Annotated in this window: 20 protein-coding genes; 16 read left to right on the forward strand and 4 right to left on the reverse strand. The window is 27.6% G+C overall.

Annotation, left to right across the window (positions count from 1 at the left end; all coding sequences use genetic code 11):
• On the forward strand, positions 1 to 623 hold a 623-nt coding region (locus CP960_RS06440; RefSeq protein ID WP_101184596.1), incomplete at its 5' end, for a thioredoxin fold domain-containing protein.
• Positions 624 to 668: 45 nt separating this feature from the next.
• Entirely contained in the window at positions 669 to 1958 is a 1290-nt protein-coding gene (locus tag CP960_RS06445; protein ID WP_101184597.1) for a M20/M25/M40 family metallo-hydrolase, read from the forward strand.
• An 11-nt stretch (positions 1959 to 1969) separates the two neighbouring features.
• Here CP960_RS06445 and CP960_RS06450 read toward each other — a convergent pair whose 3' ends face one another.
• Positions 1970 to 2698 carry an IclR family transcriptional regulator gene (locus tag CP960_RS06450; RefSeq protein ID WP_101184598.1) on the reverse strand — a complete coding sequence of 243 codons (729 nt, stop codon included), beginning with the start codon at positions 2696 to 2698 and terminating at the stop codon, positions 1970 to 1972.
• A gap of 435 nt (positions 2699 to 3133) precedes the next feature.
• Between CP960_RS06450 and CP960_RS06455 the strand changes: the two genes are divergently transcribed.
• The 8 genes from CP960_RS06455 to CP960_RS06490 all read left to right on the forward strand — a co-directional run bounded on the left by CP960_RS06455 (position 3134) and on the right by CP960_RS06490 (position 15509).
• On the forward strand, positions 3134 to 4267 hold the full coding sequence (locus CP960_RS06455) for an HpcH/HpaI aldolase/citrate lyase family protein (RefSeq protein WP_101184599.1): 1134 nt from the start codon (positions 3134 to 3136) through the stop codon (positions 4265 to 4267).
• Positions 4268 to 4282: 15 nt separating this feature from the next.
• Positions 4283 to 6802, forward strand: a complete 2520-nt coding sequence (locus CP960_RS06460) for an aldolase/citrate lyase family protein (RefSeq protein WP_101184600.1) — start codon at positions 4283 to 4285, stop codon at positions 6800 to 6802.
• Positions 6803 to 6812: 10 nt separating this feature from the next.
• A complete protein-coding gene (locus CP960_RS06465) occupies positions 6813 to 7871 on the forward strand; it encodes a MaoC family dehydratase (RefSeq protein ID WP_101184601.1) in 1059 nt (352 codons plus the stop codon).
• 142 nt (positions 7872 to 8013) lie between these two features.
• Positions 8014 to 8997 carry an HpcH/HpaI aldolase/citrate lyase family protein gene (locus tag CP960_RS06470; protein ID WP_101184602.1) on the forward strand — a complete coding sequence of 328 codons (984 nt, stop codon included), beginning with the start codon at positions 8014 to 8016 and terminating at the stop codon, positions 8995 to 8997.
• 44 nt (positions 8998 to 9041) lie between these two features.
• Positions 9042 to 10532: a fumarate hydratase gene (locus tag CP960_RS06475; protein ID WP_101184603.1), complete on the forward strand. Its 1491-nt coding sequence runs from the start codon at positions 9042 to 9044 to the stop codon at positions 10530 to 10532.
• Between the two features lie 123 nt (positions 10533 to 10655).
• A complete protein-coding gene (locus CP960_RS06480) occupies positions 10656 to 11492 on the forward strand; it encodes a DUF5718 family protein (RefSeq protein WP_101184604.1) in 837 nt (278 codons plus the stop codon).
• A 69-nt stretch (positions 11493 to 11561) separates the two neighbouring features.
• The gene (gene fumC / locus CP960_RS06485; RefSeq protein ID WP_101184605.1) at positions 11562 to 12959 is read left to right on the forward strand and encodes a class II fumarate hydratase; all 1398 of its coding nucleotides are present in this window, start codon (positions 11562 to 11564) and stop codon (positions 12957 to 12959) included.
• A gap of 120 nt (positions 12960 to 13079) precedes the next feature.
• Positions 13080 to 15509 carry a methyl-accepting chemotaxis protein gene (locus CP960_RS06490; protein ID WP_162919077.1) on the forward strand — a complete coding sequence of 810 codons (2430 nt, stop codon included), beginning with the start codon at positions 13080 to 13082 and terminating at the stop codon, positions 15507 to 15509.
• Between the two features lie 10 nt (positions 15510 to 15519).
• Here the strand turns inward: CP960_RS06490 and CP960_RS06495 are convergent, their stop codons facing one another.
• Entirely contained in the window at positions 15520 to 16083 is a 564-nt protein-coding gene (locus tag CP960_RS06495) for a flavin reductase family protein (RefSeq protein WP_101184607.1), read from the reverse strand.
• 133 nt (positions 16084 to 16216) lie between these two features.
• Here CP960_RS06495 and CP960_RS06500 point away from each other — a divergent pair, with 133 nt between their 5' ends.
• Genes CP960_RS06500 through CP960_RS06510 form a run of 3 tightly spaced genes read left to right on the forward strand, consistent with a single transcriptional unit; the run spans position 16217 to position 19419 of the window.
• Complete coding sequence (locus tag CP960_RS06500) at positions 16217 to 16921, forward strand: class I SAM-dependent methyltransferase (RefSeq protein ID WP_101184608.1); 705 nt, start codon at positions 16217 to 16219, stop codon at positions 16919 to 16921.
• A 58-nt stretch (positions 16922 to 16979) separates the two neighbouring features.
• The gene (gene ligA, locus CP960_RS06505) at positions 16980 to 18926 is read left to right on the forward strand and encodes an NAD-dependent DNA ligase LigA (RefSeq protein WP_101184614.1); all 1947 of its coding nucleotides are present in this window, start codon (positions 16980 to 16982) and stop codon (positions 18924 to 18926) included.
• A gap of 10 nt (positions 18927 to 18936) precedes the next feature.
• The gene (locus CP960_RS06510; protein ID WP_101184609.1) at positions 18937 to 19419 is read left to right on the forward strand and encodes an acyl-CoA thioesterase; all 483 of its coding nucleotides are present in this window, start codon (positions 18937 to 18939) and stop codon (positions 19417 to 19419) included.
• Positions 19420 to 19422: 3 nt separating this feature from the next.
• On the opposite strand, the gene CP960_RS06515 is transcribed toward CP960_RS06510, so the two are convergent.
• Positions 19423 to 21261 (reverse strand): HAMP domain-containing sensor histidine kinase, encoded by a 1839-nt coding sequence (locus CP960_RS06515; RefSeq protein ID WP_101184610.1) that lies wholly within the window; start codon positions 21259 to 21261, stop codon positions 19423 to 19425.
• 6 nt (positions 21262 to 21267) lie between these two features.
• Positions 21268 to 22056: a phosphate/phosphite/phosphonate ABC transporter substrate-binding protein gene (locus CP960_RS06520; protein ID WP_101184611.1), complete on the reverse strand. Its 789-nt coding sequence runs from the start codon at positions 22054 to 22056 to the stop codon at positions 21268 to 21270.
• A gap of 173 nt (positions 22057 to 22229) precedes the next feature.
• On the opposite strand from CP960_RS06520, the gene CP960_RS06525 reads away from it, so the two are divergent.
• From CP960_RS06525 to CP960_RS13910, 3 genes are all read left to right on the forward strand, one after another.
• Positions 22230 to 22703 (forward strand): acyl-CoA thioesterase, encoded by a 474-nt coding sequence (locus CP960_RS06525; RefSeq protein ID WP_101184612.1) that lies wholly within the window; start codon positions 22230 to 22232, stop codon positions 22701 to 22703.
• Between the two features lie 36 nt (positions 22704 to 22739).
• Positions 22740 to 23570 carry an alpha/beta hydrolase gene (locus CP960_RS06530; protein ID WP_101184613.1) on the forward strand — a complete coding sequence of 277 codons (831 nt, stop codon included), beginning with the start codon at positions 22740 to 22742 and terminating at the stop codon, positions 23568 to 23570.
• Between the two features lie 66 nt (positions 23571 to 23636).
• A partial coding sequence (locus tag CP960_RS13910) for a ubiquitin-like protein (protein WP_196778332.1) occupies positions 23637 to 24162 on the forward strand: 526 nt, incomplete at its 3' end.

Raw genomic sequence — 24162 nt, forward strand, 5'->3', positions numbered from 1 at the left:
GTATTTTAATTATGAGACTTTTAATATTTATCTATATATTTGTAAGTATTATTTTCACTGGGTGTAGTGATAAAAATGAGAATAGTAAAAAAATTATCAATGATGATAAAAAAGTAGAAAAAAAAGAGATAAAAAAATTATCTAAGCAAGATATATTCTTAGAAGTATTTATAAAAGATAATAAAATTTATTCAAAATCTTCAAAAACTATTTTATTAATTTTTGCAAATAAAAAAGACCCTTATAGTAAAAAACTTGAAGAAGACATTACTTATAATAAAGAGCTTCAAGAACTGTTAAAAACTTCACTTAATTCTTATTATATTAATATAAATGAAGAAAAAAGATACAAACAGTTTTATAATAATCAATTTATGAATGTTGATATGAAAACTTTAATGGCTATTTATAGTATAAAAGCTACTCCTTCTATTATCTTTACAAATAATCAAGCAAAAGTGATATTATCAATACCTGGCTATATGCCAGTAGAGCAACTTATTTCTACAATTAAATTTATAAAGAGTAAAAAATATCAAGGATTAAAACCAAATAGTAAAGAGCTATTAAAAGCTTTAAAACAACACTATATACAAGATAATATAACTTTAAATAAAAACTAAATCTAACTAGATATAATTTTCAAAATTTAAATAAAAGGAATTATTTTGAGCCAAATAATAGATATTTTTAAAGAAATTACAAATATTCCTAGATGCAGTGGTACACATGAACCTTTTATAAACTATATGAAAGAGTTTGCTAAGAAGTATAACTATGAGTGTATAGTTGATAAAACAAATAATATATTATGTAAAAAATCAAACTCTAAAGCCAAACTTAGTTTCCAAAGTCATTATGATATAGTTTGTTTAAGCGATAATTGCATACCTGAAATCATTGAAGATAAAGATATATTAAAAGCAAAAGACTCTACACTTGGAAGTGACAATGGTATAGGTTGTTCTTATATGCTTTATTTAATGAGTAAAGAGTATGATTGTGAATTTTTGTTTACAAGTGATGAAGAGATTGGATTAATAGGTGCAAATAATTTAGATTTACCTTTACAATCTTCATATATGCTAAACCTTGATAGTGAAGAGGAAGCAGAAATATGTATTGGATGTGCAGGAGGCGTTGATATTTTTGCAGAAAACTTCAATAAAAAAATTATTGAGAACAAAGAGAATTTAGAACTTTATGAAATATCAATTACAAACTTGCAAGGAGGACATAGTGGAGTTGATATTGATAAAAATATACCAAATGCAATAAAACTACTTGCAAAAACAGTAAAAGAGTGCAATGGTAAAGTTCTTGATATTTATGCAGGTGAAAGAATCAACTCAATTCCTGCTAACGCAAAAGCTATAATTGCTACAAATAAAGAGCCTATTGCTTCTCATATAAATATGCAAATTGAAAAAATTGATACAGTTTCAGAACATTTAAATATTTTTGATGAAAAAATAGTTGACTTTTTATATACATTTGCAAATGGAGTTAGAGGTTATGATAAAAACTTAAATGTTGTTCTTAACTCAATAAATCTTGCTAAAATTGAGACTTCAATTGATAGTATTAAAATTGAAATAAGTGCAAGGTCTATGCAAAATGATGAACTACAAAGAATAAAAGATGAAACTGTCATATTATTACAAAATCATAATTTTGAAGTAAAAACTGATGGGAAATATCCAGCTTGGAAACCAGACATAAATGAGTTTACAAATATAGTTTTAGATATTTATAAAAAATATAATAAAGATGCAAGTTTAGAGGCTATACATGCAGGCTTAGAGTGTGCAATTTTTAAAGATAAATTTCCAAATATAAAAGTTGCATCAATAGGACCAACAATAAAATTTCCCCATTCAAAAAAAGAACAAGTAAGTATAAAATCTATTGAAAATGTATTTAAAGTTGTAGAAGAAATAGCAAATAAGTATGTATAAAGAGTTACTCTTTATACATATGGATTAACTAATTTTAAGATTTTTTGTCCATACTCATGAAGTTTTCTTTCATCCATTCTTACAGTAAGTCCAGAAACCCCAACTGTTCCTACAAACTGACCTTTTTTATTAAAATATGGAACTGCAACAGAACATAATCCAAACTCATGTTCTTCATTACCTATTGCATAACCTCTTTGTTTAATTAAATCTAACTCTTTTTTTAATTTACTAATGCTTGTGATTGTATTGGGTGTAAATTTTTTAAGTTCAATTGTTTCTAAATCAATATCTTCTTTAAATGCTAAAATAGCTTTGCCAAAACCATTTGTATGAATTGGGGCATGAAGACCAACAGAATCTCTTGTTTTTAAAACTCTTTTTGATTTATCAACTTGATTTAAATATAAAACTGCATTATTATCAAAAATTCCTATATAAGCACACTCTTCTGTAAGATAAAAAATTTCATCAAGTAAAGCTGTTGTTTTTTGAACTATTTTTTCTCTATCATCTTTATGTATAATTTTCCTTACAATATCGCTTAATATTATCTCTTTTGTATTGCCTTTATACTCTATAAACTCTTCTGTCATAAGAGTAGTAATTAATCTTGACATTGTACTTTTATCTATTTGTAATTTTTGACATAGTGTATTTGCTGTTAACGGCTTATTACTTGTCATAACTTCTTTTAAAACACTTAAGCCTTTTGATAATGATTTATTTTGTCTTTGCACCCTATTTCTTTTTATTGATTTTATTATATATTATATTACCAAGCTTTTATTTAAAGTGAATTTATATACCATTTTATTAACCACTATTATTCTTTTTGTGTTACAAAACTATAAATATTCAAAAAAAATCATTTTTTTTCAAAATTTTTATTTTAATATATGAGAAGATAAAAAACAATTTTCTCACTATGTGAAACTATATTTTCTCAAAAGCTTATAAAGCCCATTATATAGGTCTTGTAGAATTTATTAATTTTTTCTTAATTATTATTTTATATGTATAAATTATGTATGTGTTTATTTTACATATGGATTAATACCATTTCAATATTACAGAAACCCTGTAATCTTACTAATTTTATTAGGTGAAACCCACCTAATAAAATGTTTTTTAGAATAAGTTAAAACAATAAATTACACAAAAAGGTAAAAGTTATGACATCATCACATATAGATTTATCAAAATTAACAGCAAATGATGACTTAACACCAGTTCTTGGTGGTTACTGGCCTGGTATACAAATATACTATCCCCCAATTAAGTTCAATCCATTGGACGGTACATATGAAAGTATGGAACAAGCAAAATTAAGATTACAAAAACATGCATATAAAACAAAAGCTCATACTGTACTTTTTGACTTAGAAGATGGTTGTAGACAAAAAGCAATGAGTAGAGAACTTTTAATTCAAGAATTACCAAAATTTCCAGAAAGAAATTTTCAAATTGCAGTAAGAATTAATCCTTTTAGAACTGATGAGTATGAAGAGGATTTAAAAATGTTAAAACAAATACATAAATATATTGATGTAATTGTTTTAGCAAAAGCTGGTGAAGTTTATGGAGATGCAGAGATTAGAGATTTATCTTCTTGGTTAGTTTCAATTAATGCAAACCTTACAATTCAACCAATTATTGAACATCCAAAATCATTGCAAATTGCATCTGATTTAATGGATTATTCAACTGTAAAACATGTTGTATTTGGTATTCATGACTTTTCAAAAGCTATGGCTTACAAAATAACACCTGAGGGGTGGATTGATGAGCTAAAAACTTTTTTTAATATTCTTACTATGGAAGCAAGAATTAAAGGTGCAGGTGTTATTGGTGGGGTTGAAGTTTTACTTACTCCTAACTCTTTACCAGATTCATGTTTAGAAAAAAAAGATATTAGAAGATGGTTAGATTTACATGGAGATGATGCCTCAAGACATGTATATGCACATGCTAAAAAAGAGTGTGCCATGGGACTTACAGGAAAGCAAGTAATTACACCAAATCATATAAATGTGTGTAAAGTTGCATTTACTCCAAGTCCTAAAGAGATTGAACATGATGTAGCAGTTTTAAAAGCTGCTATTGAAGCAGACGCTTTATTAAGTGGTGCTATTAGATATAATGGAGAGATGTTAGACCCTCCAATGTTTGGTAAGGCATTACAAAATATTTTAAGAGCTTATGCACTTAGAAGTTTAAGCCCAGAACATCAAGAGTTTGCATTGACTGTGTTAAATAAAATGCCAATTCATACATTTAGAGAAAACTGGCCATATGGTCAAATATAGTAAGGAGTTAATACTATGAGTTCAACTATTAAAATTGAAGTACCTGAATTTTTAAATATTGGTGTAGCTTGTACTTCTGCTCACGTTGGAACAGAAAACGAAAATAATACAGCAATGATAATTGAAGATGATAAATTAGGAACTGATAAAATTTCATATAAAGAGTTATCTGAAAAATCTGACCAAGTTTGTAATTTTCTTACTGGCATTGGACTTGAAGCAAGAGATAGAGTTTTAGTATGTTTAAAAAACTCTTTGGCTTATCCTATTTCATTTTTTGGTGCTATTAAAGCAGGTATAATTGCTGTTCCAACTTCAACACTATTAAGTGGTTCAGAAGTAAAATATCTTGCTGAAGATTCACAAGCAAGTGCTATTGTGATGTCTGCTTCTATGTATGAAAATCTAGTTCCATATTTAGAGAATTTAGATAATTTAAAGACTATTATAGTTGCAGGAACAAATAGTGTTGATGAGTATAAAAAACCAAAAGGTATAAATGTATATGCGTTAAATGAGATTCTAAAAAATACTGATAAAACGCCAAATCATTACAACTCAAAAGCTGGAGAACCTGCTTATTTAGTATATACATCAGGAACTACTGGTTATCCAAAGGGAGTTTTACACTCACATAGATCATTAGTTGGAAGAACTCCTGCTACTGAGTATTGGTTTAACTTTAAAAAGAATGATAGAATCATGCATTCTGGAAAGTTTAATTGGACTTATGTTTTAGGTTCAGCACTTATGGACCCACTTTTTAACGGACATACTGTTATTGCATATGAAGGTGCTAATGATGCTTCAACATGGATTAATTTAATAAAAAAACATGAATGTACTATATTTATTGGAGTACCAACTATTTATAGACAAATTATTCAAAAAACAGAGTTTACAATAGATGATTGTCCAAGTTTAAGATATTGTATGAGTGCTGGAGAACATCTTTCAACAGAGATGATAGAAGCTTGGAGAGATAGATTTAAACAAGATATTTTTGAAGCTATTGGAATGAGTGAATGTTCTTATTATATTTCACATTCAGTAAACAATCCAATTAGACCAGGAAGTGCTGGTTTTGTTCAACCTGGACATACAGTTAAACTACTTGACCCTGAAACACTAAAAGAAGTTGATGTTGAAGAAGAAGGTATGATTTGTATAGGAGAAGATGACCCAGGACTGTTTATAGAGTATTGGCAATTAGAAGAAGAGACTTCAAAAGCAAGACATGATGGATACTTTTTTACAGGGGATTATGCAAAAAGAGATAAAGATGGATATATCTGGTTTATTGGAAGAAAAGATGATATTATCAATACTTTTGGATTTAGAGTATCGCCTCATGAAGTAGAAAGAGTTGTAAAAACTCATCCTCTTGTTGCAGATTGTGTTGCATTTGGTTTAGAAATAGCTAAAGATAAAACACTTGTATCAATTGCAGTAATTGGTCATGAAGACTTAAGCAAAGAACAAGAAGAAGAAGTTTTAGCATTTTCTCAAGCTAATTTAGCAAAATATAAAGCTCCGAAAAAAATCTTTAGTATGAAAGACTATCCAAGAACTAAAAATGGAAAAGTTTTAAGAAAACAGCTTGTAAAAAATCTTCATGATTTAGAAGATGCAAAAGCTAAGGGAGAAGAAATTGTTGAGTATAAAGCAAGAAGATCTATGCTTTTTGTACCAGCATATAATAGACACAATGTAGAAAAAGCAAAATCAGTTTTAGCTGATACAGTTATATTTGATTTTGAAGCAATTCTACAAGAACAAAGAGAAGTAGGAAGAGAAGTTTTAAGAACTGTTTATAAAGAAGAAGGTTCAAAGTTTGGAGATTCAGAAAGAGTTTTTAGAATAAATAATCTTGGAACAGAAGATTTACAAAAAGACTTACAATTAGCAAAAGAGTTAGAAATTGATGGTTTACTTTTTTCTAAAATTGAGACAAAAGAGGATGTTTTAGAAGCAGTTAAATTAATTGATGAAGTTGACACAGATTTAACATTGATGATTATGATTGAAACACCACTTTCAGTCTTAAATATTCAAGAAATTTGTAGTGCAAGTTCTAGAGTTGAAGTTGTAGTTGTTGGCTCAAATAAATTAGCTAATAGATTACAAATTGACATAAAAAAAGGCTCAAAAGCTATGTTTAATTATTTATCGCAAATCTCACTTGCAGCAAAAGCATATGGAAAAACTGTGATTGATGGGCCATATTATGATGTACATGATGAATTTGCTTGTGAAGATTCGACAAAAGATGCTTATAACTTAGGTTTTGATGGTAAGTCTTTAATTCATCCTGTTCAAATAGAGTATATAAATGATATTTTTACACCAAAACAAGCTGAAGTTAAAGCTTATGAAGAGATGATTCATAAGTATGAGGATGCAGCAAAAGATGGTAGAGAAGTTATTGTATATAATAATAAACTTGTAGATAGTTCTAAAATCAAATGGGCTAAAAAAAGAATATCTTTATATGAAACATATAAATCTTTAGGTCAAAACCTATTTGGTAAATAAGGAGTAAACTTTGTCTAAAATAAATTTAGGAAACTTTTTTGAAGATTTTGAAATTGGGCAAAAAATAATTCACCCACTTCCTAGAACAATTACAGATGGTGATGTATCTTTTTACATCGCCTTAACTGGAAGTAGATTTGCATTACATTCATCTGATGTGTTAGCACAAAAAATGGGTTATAAGAAAAAACCACTTGATGATTTACTAATGTTTCATTTAACATTTGGAAAATCAGTTCAAGATATATCTTTAAACGCAATTGCAAATTTAGGATATGCGGAAGTTAGCTTTCCTAATCCTGTATTTGTAGCAGATACAGTTAGTCTTGAAACAGAAGTAATTGGATTAAAAGAGAATTCAAATGGTAAAAGTGGTGTTGTTTATGTTCACTCAATTGGTTATAACCAAAATAGACAAGAGGTATTAAACCTTAAAAGATGGGTTATGGTTCATAAAAGAAATAAAGGTGAAATGAGTGGTATTAAACATATCCCAACATTTGAAAAGACTCTAGCTGTTGAAAAATCTATTAATATTCCAAAACAAAAAGATATTGATACACTAGCAACAGGGGGAGAGTTCTTTTTTGAAGATTATGAAGTAGCAGAGAGATTAAATCACCCAGAAGGAATTACTATTGATGATAGTGACCATACCCTTGCAACAAAACTTTATCAAAATAATGCAAAGGTTCACTTTGATGATTTTATGATGAAAAGTACTCCAATGGGACAGAGATTAATGTATGGAGGTCATGTAATATCAATTGCAAGAAGTATCTCTTTTAATGGGTTACAAAATGCACAATGGATTTACTCTATTAATAGTGGAGCTCATGCAAATCCAACATATGCTAAAGATACAATTTATGCATATACGGAAATTTTAGAAAAAATCAATCATGAAAGAGATGATATAGGTTTATTAAGATTAAGAACAGTTGCTCTTAAAAATCAAAAACCTGAAGAGATAAGTAATCCAAAAGATAAAGATGGTAAGTATTTAAAAAATGTAGTACTTGATTTAGATTACACTGTAATCATTCCAAAAAATAAAACAAAAAAATAAGTTATAAGATAAGAGTAACAAGTTACTCTTTTTAGTTTTTCTCTAAGAGAGTTTAACAACAAATTACTTTTAGCAATTATTTTACAAATTGCGTCAAAAGTAAGCAAAAAATACAAAAACTAAATTTAAAAAGGAAACTATTATGACACATCCAAATAAAGCACTATTTGAATCAGGAAAATCTTTACCAATAATCCCTTCTTGTGAACACTTTGCAGGAAGTGAAAAATTAATATTAAAAGCATTTGAAATGCAAAAAAAATTAGGTCCAGTTTTTGATATTACTTGTGATTGTGAAGATGGAGCAGAAACAGGAAAAGAAGTAGAACATGCAAATATGATTGTAAGAGTTGTTAACTCAGATGCAAATCCATATGGTATGGCAGGAACAAGAATTCATGACTTTTCTCACCCAGATTGGAGACAAGATGTTGATATTTTAGTTCCAGGTGCTGGTGAAAAATTAGCTTATATTACTCTTCCAAAATCAACTTCATATGAAGATGTGAAAACTCAAGTTGAGTATATCCAAGCAAAGTGTAAAGAAGCAGGAATCACAAGAGAGATTCCAATTCATATCTTAATTGAAACACATGGAGCTTTAAATGATGTAGAAAAAATTGCAACTTTACCATGGTTACAAGTTTTAGATTTTGGTCTAATGGATTTTGTTTCTGGATACCAAGGTGCAATTCCAGCAATTAATATGAGAAGTCCTGGTCAATTTAACCATAGATTAATTGCAGCTGCAAAAACTAGAGTTTGCCAAGCGGCAATTCAAAATCATGTAATACCTTGTCATAACGTAACACTTGATTTAAAAAATCCATACCAAACATATAAAGATGCTGAAATAGCAAGAAATGAGTTTGGATTTATGAGAATGTGGTCAATTTATCCAACACAAATTCAAGCTATTGTAGATGCAATGAAACCAGACTTTACAGAACTTGAAGCAGCTCAAAATATTTTAGTTGCAGCACAAGATGCTGAATGGGGACCAATTCAATATGATGGAGAGTTACATGATAGAGCAACTTATAGATACTTTTGGGAACTTGTGCAAAGAGCACACTTTTCTGGACAAAAACTTCAAGAAGAAGTGACAAAAAGATTTTTTTCATAAAGAAATTTGTATAATAATGTCACTTCGTAAGTGAAAGGAAAAGAATGAGCGTTATAAAAGAACAAGATATTATTGACAGTATCGCAGGAGCCTGTCAATATATCTCGTATTATCATCCCGAAGATTTTGTAAAAGGTATGGTTGAAGCATATGAAAAAGAGGAATCTGAAGCAGCAAAAAATGCAATAGCACAAATTTTGATTAACTCTAAAATGTGTGCTATGGGTCATAGACCCCTATGCCAAGATACAGGTTCAGTAAATATTTTTATCAAAGTTGGTTTAAATGCAAAACTTGAACTATCAAAAGAGTTAGAAGATGTATTAAATGAAGGAGTAGCAAAAGGTTATACTGATCCAGATAATACATTAAGATATTCAGTTGTTAGTGACCCAGCAGGAGAAAGAAAAAATACTAAAAACAATACTCCAGCTGTTATTCATTATAGTGTTGATAACTCAGATAAAGTAGAGATTACTGTTGCTGCAAAAGGTGGTGGTAGTGAAAATAAATCTAAGTTTACAGTTTTAAATCCATCAGATTCAATTTATGATTGGGTAATGGAAAATGTAAAACAAATGGGTGCAGGATGGTGTCCTCCAGGTATCTTAGGAATAGGAATTGGTGGAAATCCTGAAAAGTCTATGCTTTTAGCAAAAGAAGCTTTAATGGATCATATTGATATTCATGAGTTAAAGAAAAGAGGAGCAAAAAATGCAGTAGAAGAGCTAAGACTTAAACTTTATGAAGATATCAATAAAATTGGAACAGGAGCACAAGGTCTTGGTGGATTAACAACAGTTTTAGATGTTAAGATTTTAGATTATCCATGTCATGCAGCATCAAAACCAGTTGCAATGATTCCAAACTGTGCTGCAACTAGACATATTCATTTTGAACTAGATGGAAGTGGGGCTGCAAAATTTGAGAAACCAGATTTAAATATTTGGCCTGATTTAGAAATTCCAATGGATAGTGTAAAAAGAGTAAATATTGAAGATTTAACAAAACAGAATTTATCACAATTTAAATCTGGAGATACTTTACTATTATCAGGTAAAATTTTAACAGCAAGAGATGCAGCTCATAAAAAAATTGTTGAGTATAAAAAAGAGGGTAAACCTTTACCAAATGGCTTAGATTTAAAAGATAGATTTATCTATTATGTTGGGCCAGTTGATCCAGTAAAAAATGAAGTAGTAGGACCAGCAGGACCAACAACTTCAACAAGAATGGATAAATTTACTAAAGATATGATGGAGATAGGTATTTTAGGTATGATAGGAAAAGCTGAAAGAAAACAGCCTACTATTGATTTAATTAAAGAGTATAAATCAACTTACCTAATTGCAACGGGCGGTGCAGCTTATCTAATCTCTCAATCAATTAAAGATGCAAAAGTAGTAGCATTTGAAGAAATGGGAATGGAAGCAATTTATGAATTCGAAGTTAAAGATATGCCAGTAACAGTCGCCGTGGACACTGAGGGTGTATCAATTCATACAACTGGACCACAAAAATGGAGAACTATTTAATTACAAAGGCTTCGGCCTTTGTAAAACTCTCTTTTTAATCCTTTTTTTACCCTCACTTATACACTAATTAAACAAAAAATTAAACTTTGTGTTTTAAATATATTACAAATAATAGGAATAACAATGATATTAGAAGATTATAAAGATTATCTAGGTTTTGCAGTAGCTGGAAATTTTGCAAATCATTTAGGAGAAGCTGGAGAAGCAGATGAATTCTCTGTAATTAAAACTGAAGAGAAAAATGCACCAAAAGGAATTTTTCCTTTTTATATAAAAAACCATGAAAGTTTTTTAGGAACATTTCCTATATGTGATGATACAATCTTAACCCATGGAATGGAAGATAAAAATCTACAAGTTGAAGCTGAAGTAGCTTTAATATGCGATTTTGAATATGAAAATGGAAAAGTTATAGATATTATTCCAAAAAGTTTTTGTGCATTTAATGATTGCTCTATTAGAGTTAATGATGGTAAAAAATTAAGTACAAAAAAGAACTGGGGCAAAAGAACAAAAGGTATGTCTCAAGATATTATCAAAATAGATAGTTTTAATGAAAAAGACTCAGTTCTAGCAAAATATCACATAGCTTCTTTTATAAAAAGAGATGGAATCTTATATGATTATGGAACAATCTCAGCAGTAAAATCATATAGCTACTTTTTTACACAATTAAAAGATTGGATGATTGAAAAATTTAATACTCAAGAAGATTGTGGACCATTAGAAGAATTGACTCCTTTTTTAAAAAATGCGAATAAGTCAAAAGGTATGATAATTGCAGCTGGAGCTACGGCATATACAGAGTTTGGGAAACATAACTTTTTGAAAAAAGGAGATGAAATTTTTGTATATGTATATAATGCCCATGTACATAGTTTTCAAGATATTATGAATGATATGAGTGGGGTTGATTTATTTTTAGGACAATGTTCAAAATTACATCAAATTGTAGAATAGTTTATTGATATTCATTCTCATAATATGCTTTTTGTGATATAATTGTCACAAATGTAAAAGGAGTAAAGGATGGATTATAGAATAGAAAAAGATACTATGGGAGAGATAAAAGTACCAAATGATAAATATTGGGCTGCACAAACACAAAGAAGTGTTGAAAACTTTCCTATAGGAACTGAAACAATGCCAAGTGAGATTATAAAAGGTTTTGCATATTTAAAAAAAGCTTGTGCACATGTAAATAATAAACTTCAAAGATTAGATGATAATAAAACTCACGCAATAACTAAAGCTTGTGATGAGATATGTGAAGGAACTCTTGATGGCAATTTTCCTTTAGTTGTTTGGCAAACAGGAAGTGGAACTCAATCAAATATGAATATAAATGAAGTAGTAGCTTCAAGAGCAACAGAACTTTTAGGAGAAGATTTCAGAGTAAATAAACTTATACATCCAAATGATGATGTAAATAAAGGACAAAGTTCAAATGATACTTACCCTACTGCAATGAGAATTGCCTTTGTTTTAGAATTACAAAAACAACTTTTCCCTGCAATTAAATTATTAAAAGATACATTCACAAAAAAAGTAAAAGAGTTTGAAAACTTAGTAAAAATTGGAAGAACACATCTACAAGATGCAACACCTCTTACTTTGGGTCAAGAGTTAAGTGCATATGTTGATATGTTGCAAAAAGCACAAAATCAACTTGAAGATAGTATGAAATATATTGTTGAACTTGCCATTGGAGGAACAGCTGTTGGAACAGGATTAAATTCTCATCCAAAATTTTCACAAATGGTTTGTGAAGTATTAAACGAAAAAACCAATACTAATTTTAAATTTGTATCTCATCCAAATAAATTTCATGCATTAACTTCACATGATGGAGAAGTTTTCTTAAGTGGTGCTTTAAATGCCCTTGCTAGTAATCTTATGAAAATTGCAAATGATATTAGATGGTTAGCTTCTGGTCCTAGATGTGGAATTGGTGAGATAACTATTCCTGAAAATGAACCTGGAAGTTCTATTATGCCAGGAAAAGTAAATCCTACACAAAGTGAAGCTATGACTATGGTTGCTGTTCAAGTTATGGGAAATCATACAACTGTTAGTATTAGTGCAAGTCAAGGTAATTTTGAATTAAATGTATTTAAACCTGTAATTGCATACAATATTCTTCAATCAATTAGACTACTAAGTGATTCAATAGTGTCATTTAATGACAAGTGTGCAATAGGAATACAAGCAAACATTGAAAATATTAATAGATATTTAAATGATTCACTTATGCTAGTTACTGCGCTTAATCCATATATTGGATATGAAAATGCTGCTTTAATAGCTAAAACTGCCCATAAAAATGGTACTACACTTAAAGAAGAAGCAATAAATTTAAAACTTTTAACAAAAGAAGAGTTTGAAAAATATGTTCAACCTGCAGAAATGACTTATCCAAAAGAATAGTATTTATGTGATATACAGAAGCATTTTATATACTTCTGTATATTTTTTAACACTTTTGTATCCAAAATGTTACTTCTTTGTGATATAATAATTTATAAGCTAAAAAGAGTGGAGATTATTATGAAAAAAAGTTCAAGTTTTGGTAATAAACTATTATTACAAGTTTTAAGTGTTACTATCCTAGCTTTTGGATTAACAATGTTTTTTGTATCAAAATATTCATATGAAACTGCACAAGATGATGCAGAACAATATGTAGTAGAAGTTGCTAGTAAATATGCTTTAGAGGTTCAACAAGATATTACTAACTCCTTAACTGTTACAAGAATGCTTGCTTCAAAATTTGAACAAGCCTTGCAAAATGAAGTAAGACTTCATAAAAAAGAGACTATTGAATTTTTTAAGTCTATTTTAGACCACAACCCTCAAATTCTTGGAATCTGGTTTAAAATAAAAAATAAAGGTCAATTTTTTGATACTGTTCCAGAAAATAGTGATATTGAAGGCTATGATAAAACTGGACAATTTAATCCTTTTGTAGTAAGAAGTGAAGGTTCTTATAAGATTCAAACTGGTTCAGTTTATAGTGAACAAACAGAATGGATTGGTGGGCCTAAAAGAACAGGAAAAGACTACATAACAAAACCTTATTTATATCCTGTAAATGGTGTAGAAGTACTTATGACAACTCTTGCTGTTCCAATGTATTTTAAAGGTGAGTTTGTAGGAACGATTGGAGTTGATATTACATTAGATACTTTTGCAGATATGACAAAAAGAATTAAAGTATATGAGAGTGGTTATACTTTTATTTTAGACCATAATGGAATTATGCTAGGCCATCCAACAAAAGAGTTTTTAGGTAAACATATTTTAGATATTGTAAAAGAAGGAAGAGATTCATATAAAAAGTCTTTAGAATTTGCAAAAGAAGGAAAAGATTACACTTTCAACAAGGTATCTACTGTATCAAATCTTGAATCATACTACTACTCAAAAAGTTTTAAAATAGGTAATACAGGTAATTACTGGTCTTTTATTGTAACTGCACCAGTAGATGAGTATTTAGCTCCTGCATTCTTTATTAGAAACTTTTCAATTATTGCAGGAATACTTGGTCTTTTAATTATTGCAGTAGTTATATACTTCTCAATTAGAAAACTAAATAAAAACTTATCTTCTATTTCACTTGGTTTAGACGATTTTTTTGAATATTTAAATAAAAAAAGCTCAAATCCAAAAGAGATTATAATTAATAGTAACGATGAGTTTGGAGTAATGGCAAAAAGTATAAACTCTAATGTAAAAACAATTCAAAAAAGTATTGAAGAAGATAATACACTAATTGAAGAAGTTAAAGATATAGTAAATACAGTTGGAAAAGGTCATTTAGAAAAAAGAATACAAAATAGTACATCAACAGACTCATTAAACGAGTTAAAACGACTTTTAAATGATATGTTAAATAATCTTGAAGCTTTAGTTGGAAAAGATTTAAATAAAATAAGTGAAACTTTAGAGAAATACTCTAATAGAGATTTTACTGCGAAACTTGATAGTAGTTCTTGTGGAAAAATTGGTAATGAAATTATTCAAATGAATAAAATGATTACACATATGTTACAAGGTAGTCAAAATGATGGTCAAGCACTGCAAGATAGTTCAAAAGAGCTAACTTCAAATGTAAAAACATTAAGTAATAATGCAACAAGTCAAGCTTCATCACTAGAAGAAACAGCAGCTTCAATCGATGAAATAACTAGTAATATTGAACAAACAAGTCAAAAAGCTCAAGAGATGCTAAATATTTCAAATGAAACAAGAGATTCTGCTTCGCAAGGAAAAGATTTAGCTAATAATACAGCAAGCTCTATGGATGATATTAATGAACAAACACAATCAATTGCAGAAGCAATAACAGTAATTGACCAAATAGCGTTTCAAACAAATATCCTAAGTTTAAATGCAGCAGTAGAAGCAGCAACAGCAGGAGAAGCTGGAAAAGGTTTTGCAGTTGTTGCACAAGAAGTGCGAAACTTAGCTAGTAGAAGTGCTGAAGCTGCAAAAGAGATTAAAGAGCTAGTAGAAAATGCAACTTTAAAAGCAAATAATGGTAAAAATATCAGTAGTAAAATGATAGAAGGTTTTATACAATTAGAAGAAAAAATCTTAAATACAAGTAAACTTATTGATGATGTAACAAATGCAGCAAAAGAGCAAAGTATAGGTATGACACAAATTGCAGATGCTGTTAGTCAATTAGATCAATTTACACAAGAAAATGCTGCAATTGCAGATAAAACAAATGATATTGCACAAAAAACAAATAGTATTGCACTTGAAGTTGTAGAAAATGTAAATAAAAATAACTTCGATGGAAAAGGTAAAGTAGAAGTTAAAAGTAACGAGAAAAAAATAGAAAATGTAGATAAAAAAGAAGAAGAGATAAAATCTAATTTTACTTCTTCAACAGCTAAAAAACATGTACCTAAAAGTAGTGAGCCAATTAAGGCTCAACCATCAAATGATGATGAATGGGAGAGTTTTTAAACTCTTCTATTTATAAATCTACCATAGCTTTAAAATACGCTCCACATCTTCCTACATTATCCACATAAACATGAGATTTTTCATCAATTCTATTATCTTCAATAAACTGTTTTTTTATCTCTAATATTAAAGGTGTAGTTTTTCCTGGAATTTTTACAGTATCATACAATTCACAAAAAAGTGCAGTTTGAGAAGAGCTTATCATAGCAGGATAATCTTCTAAAACTTTTTGAACATCTATTTCAAATTTTTCTACTTCACTTTCACTTTTTTCTAAAGCTAATGCTGATTGTTTAACTTCTTCTACATTATTTTTATTTACAAAACATATTGTTGCTTTTTTGTGTTTTAAAATATTTGCTAAAGTATCTTTTGGTACTCCTGGTTCTTTTTGACCAATAGAAACAATTAGTGTTGCTGGGTTACTAGAAATTGGTATAAAGTATGAAAATGGTGCTGCATTTATTACCCCATCATCTTCTGTTACTATCCATGCAATTGGTCTTGGAACAACAGTATCAGACATAATTTTATATCTATTTAAATCTTCAACATCTTTATAATCAATAATCATTTAATTCTCCCCTATTTGAATTATGTATATATTAATATAATCAACTAACAAAAAGCTTAAAACATATTAAATTAATTCTTTTATTATTAAATTATATTTTTAAAGTATAATAACTTTTTTACAAAGGAAGTTAATGCAATTACTTAGAGATAATATCGAACAAATAATAAATGAAGCTTATTTAATTGAGACATTAAATCTTGATAATAAAACAATTTTAGAGCTTGGTTGTGGTAGTGCAAATATGACTAAACAGTTGGCACAAACAGGAGTAAATAGAAAAATTATTGCATGTGAAGTAGATGAGATTCAACATAAAAAGAATTTACTTTTTAATATTGAAAATATTGAATTTAAACTTTGTGGTGCACAAAATATTGAGTTAGATGATGAAAGTGTAGATATGGTTTTTATGTTTAAATCTTTTCATCACATTCCTGAAAATTTTATGAATAAAGCATTAGATGAGATAAAAAGAGTATTAAAGCCAAATGGTTTAGCTTATATTAGTGAACCTTTACATCAAGGAGCACAAAATGAACTAGTAGCAATGTTTCACAATGAAGAACATGTAAGAAAAAAAGCCTTTGAAGCTATAAAAAATAGCGTAGATAAAGAACAGTTTAAACTTTTTAAAGAGATATTTTTTAAAACAGAAATAACATACTTAAACTTTGAAGATTTTGAAAAAAAACAGATGAATCAATCTTATAATAATATACAAATAACAGATGAACTAAAATACAAAATCAAAGAGAAATTTGATAAATATAATGATGGAAAAGAGACAACTTTTTATAAACCTTTTAGAGTTGATATACTTCAAAAGATTGTTTAGAAAACTTAGATATAATCTTTAAAAACTAAATATGAAAGAATATTATATGACAGAAATTATGACAAAAGAAGATTACAATAAAAATATACAAACACTTATAAAATGGGCAAATGCTTATTATGTTGAAGATAATCCTATTGCAACAGATGAAGAGTATGACAAACTTGCAAGGGCTTGCTTAGCATTTGAACAAACTTATCCTCAAGACTCACATCCAAACTCTCCAAATAAAAGAGTAGGAGGAAAGGTTTTAGATGGATTTACAAAAGCAAATCACTTAAGCAAAATGTGGTCTCAAGAAGATGTTTTTAATACAAAAGAACTTGAAGATTGGATAAATAGAGCTAAAAAAGTAAATGAAAAGCTAGAGTTTTATTGTGAACCAAAGTTTGATGGAGCTAGTTTAAATCTTATTTATGAAAATGGTATTTTAAAACAAGCAATTACAAGAGGAGATGGAACAACTGGAGAAGATGTAACTAACAATGTAAAAACTATTTACTCTATTCCTTTAGAGATTAAAGAGAAAACACTACTTGAAATAAGAGGTGAAATCGTAATCAAAAAAAGTGATTTTGAAAAAATTAATGAACAAAGACTTAAAGATGAAGAAGCACCTTTTGCAAATCCTAGAAATGCAGCAGCAGGAAGTTTAAGACAACTCAATCCAAATATAACTGCAAAAAGAAAACTATTTTTCAATGTTTGGGGAGTTGGACAAAATAGCTTAAATCAAAAAAAACATAGTCAAATGATGGATTATATCTATTCACTTGGCTTTTCAAAACCTCCATTACAAAAAGTTTGTAAAAATGTACAAGAAATAGAAGAGCTTTACCATAAAATAATAGAATCAAGAAATGATATAGAAATGATGTTAGATGGAATGGTTATAAAAATTGATGATTTAGAAACACAAGAAGAGCTTGGACATACAGTGAAATTCCCAAGATATTCATGTGCATATAAATTTCCTGCTGTTGAAAAAACAACAAAAATAAAAGATATATTATTACAAGTTGGAAGAACGGGTGTTGTTACTCCTGTTGCAGCAGTAGAACCAACACTTATTGATGGTTCTACTGTTGAAAGAGCAAGCTTACATAATTTTGATGAAATAGCAAGATTAGATTTGAGAATAAATGATGAAGTTATTATTATTAAAAGTGGAGATATTATCCCTAAAATTACAAAAGTTTTTCATGATAGACGAGATGGAACACAAGAAGAGATAAAAAGACCTACAAACTGTCCTAAATGTAATAGTGAACTATTAGATGAAGGAACATTAATAAAGTGCCAAAATCTTGACTGTCCTAGTATTGTAACAAACTCTATAATCTATTTTGCTTCAAAGAATTGTATGAATATAGATGGATTAGGTATAAAAATAGTAGAACTTCTAGTAGAAAAAAGAAAAATCTATGATATTTTAGATTTATACTCTTTAAAATATGAAGATTTACAAGACCTTGAAGGGTTTAAAGAGAAAAAAATAAATAATCTTTTAAATGCCATTTCTAATACAAAAGGAAGTGAACTTCATAGAGTTATTAATGCACTAGGAATTGAGCATATTGGAGAAGTAGCTTCAAAACAGATATGTTTAGAATTTGGATTAGATGCTATTGATATTGATTATGATTCACTTGTTGCTCTTGATGGTATTGGAGAACAAATGGCAAACTCTTTTGTTGAGTTTATGCGAGTAAATAATGAACTTGTTACAAAATTAATTGAAATAATTCAACCAAAAGTTGAAGAAAAAATAGAAGTAAATGACAATCCATTTAAAGGTAAAACAGTTGTTCTTACAGGAACTATGAGTGTAAGTAGAGGTATTATAAAGAAAAATCTTGAAAGTTTAGGTGCAAAAGTAAGTTCAAGTGTTTCAAAAAAGACTGATTATGTTATTTATGGAGAAGATGCTGGAAGTAAATATGATAAAGCAGTGGATTTAGGAGTAAAAACTTTAACACAAGAGCAAATGAATAGTATGCTATAAAAGGATAAAAATGGAAAAAAATACAAAAAGAGAGTTACCAACAAAAATAAAACTTAGTATGTTAATGACTCCAACTATGGCAAACTTCTCTGGAATCAATGTTCATGGGGGCGAAGTTTTAAGATTACTTGACCAAGTAGCCTATGCTTGTGCAACACAATATTGTAAAACATATGTTGTAACTTTATCTTCTGATATGGTTTTATTTAAAAATCCTATTAAAGTTGGTTCTTTAGTAACATTTAAAGCAAAAATAAACTATACAGGGACAACTTCAATGGAAGTAGGAATAAAAGTTGTTTCTCAAGATGTAAAAACAAAAGAGAAGATTCATACAAATACATGTTTTTTTACAATGATTTCAGTAGATGAGAATATGAAACCAAAAGCAGTACCAAAATATGTACCAATTACTAAAAAAGAGCAAAAAAGATATAAAAAAGCTCTAAAAAGAAGAAGATTTAGAGAAAAAATGTTAAGGAAGTCAAAGTAGCTTTTAACTACTTAACTTCTTTATTATTAAATCTTTATTTACTTCACTTTCATTTATACATATTATGTTTTTCTTTTTGTAATCTAGTTTACTATCTATTAAAATAATTTGATTATCAAGTTTTAAAATAGAGGTTTTAAATCTCTCTTGTTCTAAATTTTTCATATTAATAATTGCAAATAGATTACTATTTTTTTCTAAAGTTTTTAAAAGTACTTCTATATCATTTATATTCTTAATGCTATTTGTTTTTTTAAGTTGAGTAATAGAAGAGAATAGAACTAAGGGGTTATCATTAAAAACTAATATCTCTTTATTTTCAACATTTTCAACAATCTTTTCATCTTTTTTTTCATAATAAATAGTTTCATTAACATTCTTTAAAGGTACACTTTTTATTTGATTTATATCATAAGGAATATATAAAACAAAACAACTTCCTTTATCTTCTATACTAGACTCAAGTTGTATTGAAGCATTTAATAATATAGATAACTCTTTGCAAATAGCTAATCCTAAACCTGTACCACCAAATCTTCTTGTAGTACTTGAATCTGCTTGTTTAAATCTATCAAAAATAGTTTCATGCTTATTTTTAGCTATTCCTATTCCTTCATCTACAATAGAAATCTTAACCATTTGATTACTTTGATTCGTAATATTTAAACTTATTGTTCCTTTATTAGTAAATTTTACTGCATTACTTAAAAGATTTTTTATTATTTGATTTATTTTATTTTTATCACTTATAATTTTTGGTATTAACTTATCGTATGAAAAATCAAAATTTAGATTTTTTTGTTTGATTTGTGATTCAAATAACTCTTTTATTTCAAGTATATTTTCATACATATCAAACTTAGCAATTTGAATCTTTTCATTTCCTGATTCAAGTTTTGATAAATCTAAAATATCATTTATTAAATATAATAAATCGTTTCCACATCTATTTATAATATTTAAATTTTTTATTTGTACTTGTTCTAAATTATTTTTTCTATTTTTCATCATTAGTGAAGATAGTAATAAAATAGAGTTTAAAGGTGTTTTTAACTCATGACTCATATTTGCTAAGAAATCATCTTTTGAATTATTTGCTTCTATTAGCTTTTGTTTTTGTTCTTTTAAAACATTATTGTAAGATTCAAGTTCTACTCTTCTTTTTATTAACTCTTTTTGCATACTATTCATAGAGTTTGCTAAAATCCCTAATTCATCCTTTTTATTTAAATATGGAACTTTTACCCTATTCTCTTTTGCTATATCTTTAGCAACTAATGAAAGTTTTGTAAGAGCTTTTGTTAAATTTCTACCTAGAAAATATGCAAGAAAAGTGGAAACAAATATCTCTAAAAGTACAATATAAATAGTTTTTTGTTTATTCTCTTTTATAAACTTTGTATTTGAAGATGTATCAAAAACTATATAAAAGCTACCAAGAAATATATCCTCTTCATAAATTTTTTGATACCTAATTTCATAAGTTTCATTGTCAAACTTCGCACTAAAAGAGTGTTTATTTAAAAGAAACTCTTTTAAAGATAATTTTTCATAAATATATTCACTTGAAACAATTTTTTCTTGATTATCTAAAACAACAATTGAATTTATATAATCAATCTTTTGAGTTTTTTGAAGCAAATTATCTAAAGTTGCTAAATCATAAATGCTTAATGGAATTTTTAGCAACTCTTTTAAAAACTCTATATTTGTTTCAATTTTTTCATTTGTTAATCTTTGAGAAGAGCTATTTATAGCTGTAAAATTCAAAGAAACAATTAATAAAATAAAAAATATTTCTAAAAATACAAATGAAAGAATAAATCTATATTTAAAAGACATAATTTACTACTTATTTTCTACATCTAATTTCTTAATAACTTCATATTCATTGCTATTTGTTTTTATAAAATTCTTGATACTTAAAAGTTTTTTCAACTCTTCTGGCATTTTTAAAAATGCATTTTCAAGCTTGTTTATAATTTTTTTATCAACATTTGGATGAAAAGCTATTGGGTGACTTGGATAAGAAGATGTTTTATAAACAATATGAAGATTTTTTTTATCTGCATTATTTACAAAATTATTAAATGTTCTAACTATACCACCACCTAAGTATCCAACCTCTCTTGAAATTCCTTTATAAACAGAATCGTGTGAATTTACATACAAAACTTTCGCTTGCTTATCTATATCAAAACCAAATTTTTCTTTTAACTCTAATTTTGTTAGTAATGTTGCAGCAAAAGCATTTGGTGCAGGAAATAAAAACCTCTTATTTTCTAAGTTTTCTTTAGTAAACTCAACTTTTTTAGATTTTGAAAGCAAGATACCTTCAATATTTTTATTTGCTCTAATAAAAGCTTTGTAATTTTGCTTTTTATTTGCAATAATAAAATGATAAGGATTCATATATGAAATATCATAGTTACCGCTATATAACTCTTTTTCAAATTTTGGAATTGAGATTTCTGTTTTAAAAACTACTTTTATACCTGTTTGTTGTTCTAAATAAGAAGTAACTTTCAACCATTTTTTAGATAGTTTTAAAGGACTTTGTTGAGGAACAACACCTAAAGTAATTTCAGACGAATAAGCAAAAGTTGCTAAAAGTAAAAATATACTTAACCTTTTCATTTGTACTCCTAAACTATTTAAATAAAATCTTAACAAAAAAGTGTAGCTAAATAGTATCAATTTAAAAGTGTTACTATTTATCACTATTTGATAATTTGTTATTATTATAGTTATAAAGTTACTCTTATGCTATTTATGTACTTTATAATCATAAAAAAGAGAAAGGTAAATATATGAATCCTAATATAAAGCGCGAAAAATCACTTACTATGACTATGCTAATGACTCCTGAAAAAGCAAACTTTACTGGAAAAAATGTACATGGTGGAGAGATTTTAAAGATGCTTGATCATGTTGCATATGCCTGTGCAGCAAGATATACAGGACACTTTGCAGTTACACTTTCTGTTGATATGGTACTATTTAAAAATCCAATAAAAGTAGGCTCTTTAGTTACATTTCATGCAAGTGTAAACTATACAGGAAGAACTTCAATGGAAATAGGAATAAAAGTAATATCAGAAGATACAAAAGATAATTCAATAAAAAATACAAATGTTTGTTACTTTACTATGGTAGCTGTTGATGAAGAGGGAAATGCAATGACTGTACCTCAATTAGAGCTTATAACAGAAGATGACAAACGAAGATATAGTGATGCTATAAAAAGAAAAGAGCTTAGAATGATGGCAACTAAAAACAAATAAGCATTCTTTTTATATAATTATTAAAAAAGTATATTTATGTATAAAAATATTTTACTAATAGTTTTAACTTGTTTTTTTCTTACTGCTTGTAGCTTTAAATCTCATTCCTTAAAACAAAGAGTTAAAATCATACAAGAAGAGTTAAAAAAAGATAAAAATCTAAATAAAACTATTTATAAAACCCATAATTTTGATATTGTTTCACTAAATTATGAAACAAAAAATTGTTCCAATTTAGATATTTATATTGAAGGAGATGGTTTATCATGGATAAGAACAGATAAAATATCTTCTAACCCTACTCCTATAAATCCTTTAGCAATGAAACTATTTTTAAAAGAAAAAAATAAATGTAGTATCTATCTTGCTAGACCATGCCAATATACTTTTGATAAAAGATGCCAAAATAAATATTGGACTAGTCATAGATTTTCAAATACTATTATAAAAACTTACAATGAAGTATTAAATAAAATAAAAAATAAAAAAATAAAAAAATTTACACTTATTGGTTATTCAGGTGGAGCTACTATTGCTTCATTGTTAGCAACAAAAAGAGAGGATATTAAACTTTTAATAACAGTTGCGGGTAATTTAGATACTGATTTTTGGACATATACAAATTCATATACTTCACTTTATGGTTCATTAAATCCCGCAAACTATACAAAAAAACTTGAATATATTTCTCAAGTTCATCTAATAGGTAAAGATGACAAAACTGTAAGTAAAGAAGTCTTTTTCTCTTTTTATAATAAGTTTGAAAATAAGAAAAATATTAATTTTATAATTTTAGATGGTTTTACTCATTCAAAAAAATGGATAAGTAATTGGAATGAAATATTAAAAAATATCAAAAAAAATTGAAGATGTGACTTTTGTGCGACTTTTAAAAGATAAAATACTTCTTATCTTTACATACTAAGGGAAAATATGAAAAAAAGAGTATCTTTAAAAATTTTAGCTATTTTGCTTATTTGTTCTTCAAATCTTATGGCAATGCAAATTTTTATTAAAACTTTAACAGGAAAAACAATTACACTTGATGTTGAAGCAAGTGACAGTATAGAAAATATTAAAGCAAAGATTCAAGATAAAGAAGGGACACATCCAGATTTACAAAGAATTATTTTTGCTGGTAAACAATTAGAAGAAGGAAGAACTTTATCTGATTATAATATCCAAAAAGAGAGCACATTACATTTAGCTGTAAAAATCACTCCAGACCCTGATGAAAATAAACCACCTATAAACGATGACTCAAAAAAAATAGAAAAATCAATTAATAATACAAATTATAAAAATAACAAAAATATTAAAAATGCAGCAAGAGTATTAGATAAGATAAAAGATAGTGGTAATACTTTAGATGGATTTATCTCTGCACTTAATAGTAAAGCAACTGATAAAGAAGTTGCTCAAGCTGTTAAGGAAACTACTCCTGTTGTTGCTACTGCTT

The sequence above is a fragment of the Malaciobacter halophilus genome, from assembly GCF_002837275.1.
Classification (GTDB): domain Bacteria; phylum Campylobacterota; class Campylobacteria; order Campylobacterales; family Arcobacteraceae; genus Malaciobacter; species Malaciobacter halophilus.

Coding starts and splice junctions, on each gene's coding strand:
- CP960_RS06515 (WP_101184610.1), bottom strand. CDS start 21,261: ATGTCTTTTAAATATAGATTTATTCTTTCATTTGTATTTTTAGAAATA.
- CP960_RS06510 (WP_101184609.1), top strand. CDS start 18,937: ATGGAAAAAAATACAAAAAGAGAGTTACCAACAAAAATAAAACTTAGT.
- CP960_RS06490 (WP_162919077.1), top strand. CDS start 13,080: ATGAAAAAAAGTTCAAGTTTTGGTAATAAACTATTATTACAAGTTTTA.
- CP960_RS06500 (WP_101184608.1), top strand. CDS start 16,217: ATGCAATTACTTAGAGATAATATCGAACAAATAATAAATGAAGCTTAT.
- CP960_RS06525 (WP_101184612.1), top strand. CDS start 22,230: ATGAATCCTAATATAAAGCGCGAAAAATCACTTACTATGACTATGCTA.
- CP960_RS06480 (WP_101184604.1), top strand. CDS start 10,656: ATGATATTAGAAGATTATAAAGATTATCTAGGTTTTGCAGTAGCTGGA.
- CP960_RS06495 (WP_101184607.1), bottom strand. CDS start 16,083: ATGATTATTGATTATAAAGATGTTGAAGATTTAAATAGATATAAAATT.
- CP960_RS06520 (WP_101184611.1), bottom strand. CDS start 22,056: ATGAAAAGGTTAAGTATATTTTTACTTTTAGCAACTTTTGCTTATTCG.
- ligA (WP_101184614.1), top strand. CDS start 16,980: ATGACAAAAGAAGATTACAATAAAAATATACAAACACTTATAAAATGG.
- CP960_RS06530 (WP_101184613.1), top strand. CDS start 22,740: ATGTATAAAAATATTTTACTAATAGTTTTAACTTGTTTTTTTCTTACT.
- CP960_RS06460 (WP_101184600.1), top strand. CDS start 4,283: ATGAGTTCAACTATTAAAATTGAAGTACCTGAATTTTTAAATATTGGT.
- fumC (WP_101184605.1), top strand. CDS start 11,562: ATGGATTATAGAATAGAAAAAGATACTATGGGAGAGATAAAAGTACCA.
- CP960_RS06475 (WP_101184603.1), top strand. CDS start 9,042: ATGAGCGTTATAAAAGAACAAGATATTATTGACAGTATCGCAGGAGCC.
- CP960_RS06470 (WP_101184602.1), top strand. CDS start 8,014: ATGACACATCCAAATAAAGCACTATTTGAATCAGGAAAATCTTTACCA.
- CP960_RS06455 (WP_101184599.1), top strand. CDS start 3,134: ATGACATCATCACATATAGATTTATCAAAATTAACAGCAAATGATGAC.